Source organism: Paenibacillus xylanexedens, from assembly GCF_007680605.1.
Classification (GTDB): domain Bacteria; phylum Bacillota; class Bacilli; order Paenibacillales; family Paenibacillaceae; genus Paenibacillus; species Paenibacillus xylanexedens_B.
The window spans coordinates 358,314-367,491 of record NZ_VEIO01000003.1 but is presented as its reverse complement, the minus strand read 5'-3'; the positions used below and the strand labels follow the sequence as shown (position 1 = coordinate 367,491).

Annotated in this window: 10 protein-coding genes; 8 read left to right on the top strand and 2 right to left on the bottom strand. The window is 48.0% G+C overall.

Translation table 11 applies throughout. The annotated features are described in order from the left end of the window. Positions 1-981: S-layer homology domain-containing protein (locus FS818_RS19445; protein ID WP_145333808.1), on the top strand; the 981-nt coding region annotated here is incomplete at its 5' end. A gap of 152 nt (positions 982-1,133) precedes the next feature. Here the strand turns inward: FS818_RS19445 and FS818_RS19440 are convergent. Continuing rightward, a complete protein-coding gene (locus FS818_RS19440) occupies positions 1,134-1,475 on the bottom strand; it encodes a winged helix-turn-helix transcriptional regulator (protein WP_145333806.1) in 342 nt (113 codons plus the stop codon). 203 nt (positions 1,476-1,678) lie between these two features. On the opposite strand from FS818_RS19440, the gene FS818_RS19435 reads away from it, so the two are divergent. Beyond that, complete coding sequence (locus FS818_RS19435; protein ID WP_145333804.1) at positions 1,679-2,419, top strand: SDR family oxidoreductase; 741 nt, start codon at positions 1,679-1,681, stop codon at positions 2,417-2,419. A gap of 146 nt (positions 2,420-2,565) precedes the next feature. Here the strand turns inward: FS818_RS19435 and FS818_RS19430 are convergent, their stop codons facing one another. Next, the gene (locus FS818_RS19430) at positions 2,566-3,138 is read right to left on the bottom strand and encodes a GbsR/MarR family transcriptional regulator (protein ID WP_145333802.1); all 573 of its coding nucleotides are present in this window, start codon (positions 3,136-3,138) and stop codon (positions 2,566-2,568) included. Between the two features lie 200 nt (positions 3,139-3,338). Here FS818_RS19430 and FS818_RS19425 point away from each other — a divergent pair, with 200 nt between their 5' ends. The 6 genes from FS818_RS19425 to FS818_RS19400 all read left to right on the top strand — a co-directional run bounded on the left by FS818_RS19425 (position 3,339) and on the right by FS818_RS19400 (position 8,986). After that, positions 3,339-4,214 carry a carbohydrate ABC transporter permease gene (locus FS818_RS19425; RefSeq protein WP_145333800.1) on the top strand — a complete coding sequence of 292 codons (876 nt, stop codon included), beginning with the start codon at positions 3,339-3,341 and terminating at the stop codon, positions 4,212-4,214. A gap of 50 nt (positions 4,215-4,264) precedes the next feature. After that, complete coding sequence (locus FS818_RS19420) at positions 4,265-5,119, top strand: carbohydrate ABC transporter permease (RefSeq protein ID WP_090921732.1); 855 nt, start codon at positions 4,265-4,267, stop codon at positions 5,117-5,119. Positions 5,120-5,170: 51 nt separating this feature from the next. Further along, the gene (locus FS818_RS19415) at positions 5,171-6,547 is read left to right on the top strand and encodes an ABC transporter substrate-binding protein (protein ID WP_145333798.1); all 1,377 of its coding nucleotides are present in this window, start codon (positions 5,171-5,173) and stop codon (positions 6,545-6,547) included. A gap of 146 nt (positions 6,548-6,693) precedes the next feature. Beyond that, positions 6,694-7,479 carry an HAD family hydrolase gene (locus tag FS818_RS19410; RefSeq protein WP_145333796.1) on the top strand — a complete coding sequence of 262 codons (786 nt, stop codon included), beginning with the start codon at positions 6,694-6,696 and terminating at the stop codon, positions 7,477-7,479. Beyond that, positions 7,476-7,814: a DMT family transporter gene (locus FS818_RS19405; RefSeq protein ID WP_145333794.1), complete on the top strand. Its 339-nt coding sequence runs from the start codon at positions 7,476-7,478 to the stop codon at positions 7,812-7,814. Before FS818_RS19410 ends, FS818_RS19405 begins: the two co-directional genes overlap by 4 nt. Then, positions 7,814-8,986: a metallophosphoesterase family protein gene (locus tag FS818_RS19400; protein ID WP_145333792.1), complete on the top strand. Its 1,173-nt coding sequence runs from the start codon at positions 7,814-7,816 to the stop codon at positions 8,984-8,986. The genes FS818_RS19405 and FS818_RS19400 overlap by 1 nt, the downstream gene beginning before the upstream one ends. Positions 8,987-9,178 lie beyond the last annotated feature (192 nt).

Sequence of the window (9,178 nt, the reverse complement as noted above, 5' to 3'; positions counted from 1 at the left end):
TTCCGTCTGGTTCCACTCAAAAAGGAATCCGAGCGCAAAGACTTGGAAGAGCGGGCGAAGAAAGAGCAAGTGATTCAACAAGTTGCTCCAAATACGAATGTGCGTGTACTGGCTCGTCCAGTGGAGATTGAAACGAATATGCAGAGCCGTGAAGTGACGCTGACATTGCCACTGGGTAACAGCCTGCCAACGGATGCGTCAGCACGTCAGCAGATTCTGGATAACCTGGCTGTGTACATTGAACACAGTGATGGCACGAAAGAACTGGTACAAGGCAAACTCGTGAAACTGGCTAATAACAGCGAAGGCATTGAGTTTACGGTAACCAAGTTCAGTACGTTTACACTGGTTGTTGTAGATGGGCTGAAAGCTGCTCAAAAGACAAATCATCCGTACATCCAAGGTTTCGGTGCAGATTTCCGTCCAGATGCCTTCGTTACGCGTGCCCAGATGGCTGCAATGCTGGCTCGTAACCTGCCTAGTGAAACAGCAACAGCTACGGTAGCAGGCAAAACCTTTGCCGATGTAGCCGCAACACATTGGGCAACAAGCGAGATTCAAAAGGCACAGGCCGCAGGTATTATGAATGGCCTCAGTGACAAAGCGTTTGCACCAGAAGGTTCGATCACGCGTGCCCAGATGGCAACAATCGCGTACCGTTGGTTGCAGAAGCAACAAGCAAACTCGGCAGCAACAACGGATACCACAGGAACAGCACCAGAAGCAGCTTCCTTTACAGATGTAGCCACTGATCTATGGGCAGCAGATGCGATTGCACATGTGCAGTCCACGGGTCTGATGACGGGTTACAATGATGGTACATTCAAACCAGACAGCAAGCTGACCCGTGCCGAAGCGGTAAAAGTGCTGAACGTATTGTTCAAACGTACACCGCTGACGGGAGTGGCAACGCCATCCTTTAGTGACGTGCCTGCAACTCACTGGGCATATGCAGATATTGAAGCGGCAGCGCAGAAGTAGGGAAGAACGACAGTGAAGAACAAATAAACCATTTTAATATGAACAAAAGATCCAAACCCAAAAAGGCCGGGAATCTGATTCCTGGCCTTTTTGGCGTTGCACATAACGTTGAGATTGCATGATTTATTTATGGTGCAACAAGCGGGCAGTTTCTATTGGTTGTGGTTGCTGTTCAAATAGTTCCGATGTGCTTTACCCCAGCCGCACATGTTGTCCAATAATGTGCCGATGGTCTGACCATGTTCAGACAGGCTGTACTCCACTTTGGGTGGAACATCTCCATAGAGTGTGCGCACGATGATCAGATCCTGCTCCAATTCGCGCAATTGCTTCGTTAACGTGCCTTGAGATACCTCAGGAATCATACGCCGTAGTTCACCAAATCGTTTGGTACCTTCTTTCAATAAAATGAACAATATGAGCGGTTTCCATTTCCCATTAATGGTCTCTAGTGTAGTTATGACACCTTCTAACCGGGGCTCTTGTAAATTCATAGTAATCACCTCAGTTTATCTGCCTATATTATTCTATCTATTTTAACGGATTTTCTTTATTTTTGCTGAGTTCTTTACCCCAATAGTATGCAATTTCGTACTAGGTACGATGTAAGTGCGTACTGTTCACCGTTATCTATGTGTCGAATAATGAACAGTACGTGAGCTCACGCGTATAACTGGAGACAAGGAGAAGATGATAGATGAATGGGTATACACTGGAGAATAAACGGGTTGTTATTATTGGCGGAAGCTCAGGTATCGGAATGGCTACCGCAATCCAGGCAGCTGAAGCAGGCGCTTCAATCGTCATTGCAGGTAGATCGTCATCCAGACTGGAGATGGCACGAAACCAGATCGAGGCGGTAAGAGGGGGTAGAGACCGGCGTGCCCTTGTCGATACTTATGTGCTGGACAATCAGGATGAACAGCAGATCGAAGCATTTTTCGCCCAAGTTGGTTTATTCGATCATCTATTCACCCCGGGAGCGGTCTATACCCGAGGCCCCCTAACTTCGGATCGGGAGACAGCAGAGAGTTGTTTCAAAGGGAAATTTTGGCCTCAATATTTTGCTGCCAAGTACGCTGCACCCTATCTCGCTTCCTCAGGCTCAATCACATTGATATCTGGCGGGTTCAGCCAGCGTCCATTGGATGGAGGAGCTTCATATGCGGCGTGTAACGGAGCCATTGAGAGCCTGGGTAAAGCACTTGCCGTCGAGCTGGCTCCTGTCCGTGTCAATGTAGTCTCCCCTGGAACCATCTGGCGGGAAGGACAGGAAGGGACACCGCGGGGCGATCATTTCAAAGATTATGAGGAAATGTCAGTGCTCAAACGTGTAGGCTCCAATGAAGAAATTGCACATACAGTCGCGTATCTGATGACGAATACGTTCACGACCGGAAGTACGTTGTATGTAGACGGGGGATATACTCTAATTTGATAGCGGTTATGTAGTTCTCGTGCGATATATGCTGCGAAAACGATGTTGAAACATGACGAAAAGATGAGAAGACTTATCCTACACGATAATAAAAGAGCTGTCCCCAAAGTCTTTGGATTGGGACAGCTCTTTTATTTATATTTTCATTATCCGTGGTCCGGTGTTTGCGGGCTATTTTCATATAGCTTACCTTCTCGTAGCCGATCCACGAATCCTTGGAGCCAGACATAGTATTGCTCTGCATGCTGGAGTTTGTGCAAATCTCGCAATGCCTCTTCCCGTTCTTGTGCAGTTGTATGTTCCGATAGAATCATGGTTGTCAGGTCAGGGATGACCTCGCGGATGCCTTCCAGCATCACATCCACTTCCCGCTGCAACTTTAATCCGAAGAAGTTTTGAAACGTGCGAAAGAAGTCTGTCTCCGCCACATATTGATCCTGCCGCTCCTTTTTCTCGTCCAGCTTATAGATCATTTGAGACTCGGTTAACGAACGAACGGCATAACTCATGTTGCTTTTGCTCATATTCATAGAGGTTTTCATCTCTTCCAGCGTCATCGGACGGTCTTCGAAATACATCACGCCGTACAATTTACCAAACGTATGATTAACCCCATAGAGATCCATCGTATTGGCAATCGCCTCGATGACTCTCTCCCTTAGTGCAGACCGATCAGGTAACGATAAATGATTCGGGTTCCCGGCAATTTCTTTTCCCACATTGTCACCTCGGCAATAGAATAAACGTTTCCACGAACATATTCATATTTTACATGACTCCTTCGAATTTTAACACAACACCGAAATAGATTTTTCAAATCGAATGTACAATCATTTTTGTACAGAAGATTAAAAAAGCTAATATATATCTATAAATTGCCAATGATTAAAGAAAATTTGGACAATAAGGAGTGGGAGAATTGCGTTTGAAAATATGGAGAGAGTCCGAGGCAGTTCTATTCACGTTGCCTGCTCTAATCCCGCTGTTGATTTTCTGGCTGGGACCTCTGGGATACATCGTATATCTCAGTTTCACGGACTGGGACTTCATGAGCCCGGACAAGCTGTTCGTCGGGTTGGATAACTACACGTACCTGCTAACGAATTCAGAGTTCTATCGATCTTTGAAAGTCACGCTGTTGTTTGGACTCGGAAGCGTGATCCCTACGATTGTGGGAGGACTTGCACTAGCGATGCTGATGAATAGCAAAATGAAATCATCCGGTATTTTTCGCACATTGCTCTTCTCACCATGGGTGACACCAACGGTTGCCGTATCCATCGCATGGTCATGGATTTTTGAACCGCAAGTGGGACTAGCCAATCTGATGCTGGGCTGGGTGGGAGTATCGCCGATTGGATGGCTCCGTGATATGGACTGGGCACTGGTTGCCGTGTTGATTGTCACCCTGTGGAAGTCCATTGGTTGGGCGATGGTGTTCTATCTGGTAGCTCTACGGAATCTGCCGTCCGATCTGCTTGAAGCGGCTTCCATTGACGGGGCAGGAGCCTGGGACAAGTTCAGAAGCATTACGTTGCCGCTGATCTCGCCAACGACCTTTTTCCTCTCCATCATACTGACCATTCAATCGCTACAGGCTTACGACCAGATTAACGTCATGACTCAAGGTGGACCTGCTGGATCAACTCGAACCTTACTGTATATGTACTATCAGTCTGCTTTTGAATCGTTTAATGTCGGAGAAGCTTCATCGATCGCTGTAGTTATTATTCTGATCTGCGTGCTGTTATCGGGAGTTTCCTTCCTGCTTGGCAGACGCCTGGTGCACTACTAATGACAATGACCATGCCCAAAAGTAAAACAAGCCAAATGAAGCCCAGAGAGATGCATAAGGCATCCCGTAAAAAAGTAAAAATCAGTGCCATCCTTCGCTATCTGGCGCTTGCTATTATTGCACTAGGCACTGCTTTTCCGTTCTATTGGATGGTGATCAGCGGATTCAAAACAAATGATGAAATCTGGCAGTTCCCGCCGACCTTCTGGCCAGAGACATTTCTGTGGCAGAACTACGTGGATGCCTGGAACGCCGCACCGTTTGCACGGTACATGCTGAACAGCACCGGGGTCGCCATAGCGATCTGTCTACTCCAGATTGTGAACTCCAGCATGATGGCATATGCCTTGACTCATATGAAATTCCGCCTTAAGGGCACGTTAACCGGCATCATTCTGGTGGGTTACATGATTCCAAGCACAGCCGTATATCTGCCAGGTTACTTGGTGTTAAGCGAGCTGAATCTGCTGGATTCCTACACAGGTCTGATCGTATCCAACTGTGTCAGTGTGTTCTCTATTTTCCTGATTCGTCAGGCCTTTATGCAGGTGTCTCATGAACTCGTGGAAGCCGGACAGTTGGATGGAGCATCGCATTTCCGCATTCTCTGGACGATTATTGCACCGCTCGTTCGCTCCAGCTTCGCCGTGATGGTGCTGATTACATTCATCGAGCAGTACAACAACTATTTCTGGCCGATGCTCATCACCAAAGACCCAGACCTGCAGCTGGTATCTGCCGGGTTGCGAAGTTTCTTCGTGGAAGGCGGTGCCTATGGACTGGCTTGGCCGCAGATTATGGCTGCAAGTGCGTTTACCATCGCACCTTTACTTATTCTTTTCGTGTTCACCCAGAAAACGATCATGCAGAGTGTGAACATGACGGCTGGCGTAAACAAGAATTGATATGTTTCACCTTTTGCCTAATAAAATCACCCAAAAACAGGAGGAACAACAATGAATTGGAGCAAGTCAGGCATGACTTTGAAAAAGAAACTGAAGCTGAGCTGGAAAGGTGGCATGTCGCTGGTACTCGCTACAAGCTTCGCTTTAATAACCGCTTGCGGAACACAAGCCCCGGCAGAATCGAATTCAACGGCTGCTGCTAGCGGCGGCACGGATACACAGGCTAAAGCGCCCGTGGAGATTGAGTTCTGGTATGGTCTGGGCGGTAACCTAGGAGAGAATATGAAGAAGAAAATCGATGCCTTCAACGCCTCGCAGAACGAAGTGGTTGTGAAGGGCATTGTACAAGCGGACTACACCGAGACTGAGCAGAAGCTTCAAGCGGCCATTGCGTCCAAGAAAGTACCTGCTGCCGTTCTTAGTGCCAATATTGACTGGGCCCGCAAAGGTTACTATGCATCTATGGATGAGATGATCGCGGCTGATCCGGAATTCAAAAAAGACGATTTTATTCCAACGTTCCTGGAACAAGGGAATGTAGATGGCAAGCATTTCTTTTTACCGATGTATGGTACGACTCAAATTATGTACTACCGTATGGATACGTTCAAAGAGAACGGAATTGACCCGGCAAGCCTGACGACATGGGAGAAGTTTGGCGAGGCTGCCGCGAAGATGTCCAAAAAGGAAAATGGCAAAACCACTTTCTATGGCTGGGAGCCGATGTGGGGCAGAGATAACATGATCGATGCTGTTATGGGCAAAGGCGGTAAAATTCTGAGTGATGACGGTAAAACGGTAATGATCGACTCCCCTGAATGGGTTCAGACATGGGAACTGTTCCGTAAATGGATCAACGAAGACAAAATCATGGGCATTCAGTATGGCGGTCAAGGCTGGGAGTATTGGTACAAAACGATTGACGATGTGATGAAAAATAAAGCGGCTGGATACACCGGTTCAAGTGGTGACCAAGGTGATCTGGATTTTAATATCGTAGCGGCCATGCAACAGCCAGGCTGGGAAGGCATTGGCGAAGGCAAACCGGTAGCGAGTGCAATCCTTGCAGGTATTCCGGCAGCGGCTAGTCCGGAGCAGCAACAGGCAGCGTACAAATGGCTGACGTATTTCTCCAAAACCGAGAACACCGCTTCGTGGTCGATGAACACAGGTTACATTGCCGTGCGTCAATCTGCACAGCAAGATCCGGAATTCAAGAAATTCAGCGAAGAGCATCCACAGATTACCGTACCATTGCAGCAAGCAGCGCATGCTTCAGCTCCATTCCGTGATCCAACAGGCGGGAAAATTAACGATGCCCTGAAGGAAGCAGCGGATAAAGTGCAGATCAACAATGTTCCTGCAGAGCAGGCGCTGAAGGAAGCCAAAGAAAAAGCGCAGAAAGAACTGGATCGCATTGCAAAATAACGGAGGACGCGTGAGGTTTGATCCGTTTTGCAGTGTATTCCTTTTCATCTTCTCTCATGTATAGACATTGAAGCCTTAAACATAAGGGCGGTACACCACGTACCGCCCTTTCCATTCATTACGATCACAGACAAGGAGTTTAGTCCATGCAAGAGAATAATGTACATGAGATATATGTAGACGACCGTTTACAGACGCAGGCTCAAGCCATTCTGTTTGATAAGGATGGGACGTTGCTTGATTTTACAGGCATGTGGGGGTTCTGGACAGATTGTGTGCTGAATGATTTCAGAGAACAACTGGTTATTCGTGGTCTAGAGATGGATGATGCCGATCTTCCAAAGATCTGGGGCACGTTTCACGATGAACAAGGACGTATGAACGGTTATGATGTCCGGGGCCCGCTCGCCATGGGTACGATGGATGAAGTATATGCCGTGCTGACGTGGCATGGATATCGTGCAGACCTCAGCTGGGCAGAGGCCAAAATGATCGTTCGGGCATGTCTCGCACAGGCGGAGGAAGCGATGGAAGTACATCGCCCAGCATACCCGCTACCCGGTGTGAGAGAGTTTTTGGAGCAGTCACGGAGTCAGGGGTTGAAACTGGGCGTCGTGACAGCCGATGAGACCGCAAGTGCAGTCAAACATCTACAATGGATGGGGCTGGATGATTACTTTGACATCGTCATTGGCACAGATTTGGTGGACCGCGGTAAACCGTTCCCCGATATGTTGCTACTTGCTTGTGAGCGACTCAGTGTACAGGCGCAGCAGGTCATGGTGATTGGGGACACGGACGGAGATATGGAGATGGCGAGAGCGGCCGGAGCAGGCTACAAGATTGGCATTGGTGAGCCTGGGAAAATACAACTGGCGGATCGCACCATCCAGACGTTCCATGAATTGCTCTCCGGTGGGGTAGGCCGATGACGAATAGTCAGGCTTATCTGGGCTGGGTGTTGCTGGCACTTGCTATTGGTCTGGAGCTGAGTGCCACGATATTACTTAAAGTGTCGGATGGATTTTCCAGATTATGGCCTTCCGTAATGATGTTTGTTTGTTACGCCGCAAGCTTCACCTTTCTGAATTATGCCGTAAAGTATATGCCGCTGGCTGTGGCCTACGCGATCTGGTCAGGAGTGGGCATCACTATGATTGGCGTGGTGGGGCATTATTTCTTTGGTGAACGATTGCGACTGACGTCGATGGTATGGATTGGTTTTATTTTGATAGGCATTATAGGACTGAAATGGAGTGATTCGTAATGAGTACTACCGAGCAACCACTGGCTACCTTCCAGGTGATCACGGACACACATGTACGGGACGAGGCAGATCATATTCATAACCGGCATCTGGAGCAGGCGTTCGCGGATATTGCCTCTTTCAGCTATGGAAGCAGTGGAATTATGCATGTGGGTGATGTAACCGACCGCGGGTTGCCGAGCGAGTATCGGGAATGGCAACGAATCTGGGGGCAATATGCGGAGAAGTTGCCGGAGATGCGTTTCACAGTAGGTAATCATGATATTGGTGCAGTCATCTGGCAGAAGCAGCCATTGGTACTACTTGGGATGACCGAAGAGCATGTTGCTGAACTGCTGGAGCAAGATGCCGAGTTAGAGCATCCGGTGAAGCAGACAGCGGAGGAGTCAGCGGCGCTGATTCAGAAGCTTGCTGGCAACCAGTTTATGTTGTCTGGGCAGGCTGGGTATGAAGGAGAAGTGGGGAGTTCAGAAGGCAGTGTAGGTAGCCATGTGTATGACAGTGAGGGTGGAAATAAAGAAGGAAGTGTACGTGGAGAAGTTCAGGCAGAAATTTCTGCTAGAACCAACGCTGAAACAATAACTGTAGGGGGATTATGGCATCGACGGTTGAACGATTTTGAAGCGGCAACAGGCATGAAGGGAAGTTATCACGATCATTGGATCGATGGGTATCATTATATCTTTCTCGGCACGGAACAACCGCACCCGAAGGACTGTGAGATGTCGTCTCAACAACTGGAATGGCTGGATGCGAAGCTGGCTGAACAGGCTGCGCCAGATCGTCCAATTTTTATCTTTATCCATCAGCCGCTGATGGACACCGTTGCGGGATCGCTTCAGGCACAAGGCTGGTATGGCGTGAATCAAGATGCGGAATTAAAAGCCGTGCTTGCCAAGTATCCACAAGCGATTTTGTTCTCGGGACATACGCATTGGCAGCTGCAAGCACCGCATACGATGTACGATGGTGTAGGCCAGATGCCAACCATGTTTAATGCTTCTTCTGTTGCCTATCTATGGACGGATGAGGACGAGCATTTGGAGGGTAGCGAAGGACTGCATGTGGAGATTTACAAGGATCGGGTGGTTGTGAAGGGTCGTGACTTCACTGCCGGAAAATGGATAGAGGGTGCTGAGTATACAGTGCGATATCCAGTAGTGGAGCGTTAATAATTGTTTTCTCAATTCACCCATTTTTTTGTGAAAGGATGTCCTCTTCTTGAGGAATAAAAACTGGCATTGGTATGGAAAATCGATGTTACCTGTAATTATACCTGTTTTAGGAATTATTATTTTTAATACATCTAACTTTCTCCTAAAAAGCATGGTTACTCTTGCCAATGAATCTTATGGATTAGGGTA

Bases quoted from the DNA above. Each gene is read 5' to 3' on its own strand.
- FS818_RS19420 (WP_090921732.1), top strand. From the start codon at position 4,265: ATGCATAAGGCATCCCGTAAAAAAGTAAAAATCAGTGCCATCCTTCGC.
- FS818_RS19415 (WP_145333798.1), top strand. From the start codon at position 5,171: ATGAATTGGAGCAAGTCAGGCATGACTTTGAAAAAGAAACTGAAGCTG.
- FS818_RS19410 (WP_145333796.1), top strand. From the start codon at position 6,694: ATGCAAGAGAATAATGTACATGAGATATATGTAGACGACCGTTTACAG.
- FS818_RS19405 (WP_145333794.1), top strand. From the start codon at position 7,476: ATGACGAATAGTCAGGCTTATCTGGGCTGGGTGTTGCTGGCACTTGCT.
- FS818_RS19440 (WP_145333806.1), bottom strand. From the start codon at position 1,475: ATGAATTTACAAGAGCCCCGGTTAGAAGGTGTCATAACTACACTAGAG.
- FS818_RS19435 (WP_145333804.1), top strand. From the start codon at position 1,679: ATGAATGGGTATACACTGGAGAATAAACGGGTTGTTATTATTGGCGGA.
- FS818_RS19400 (WP_145333792.1), top strand. From the start codon at position 7,814: ATGAGTACTACCGAGCAACCACTGGCTACCTTCCAGGTGATCACGGAC.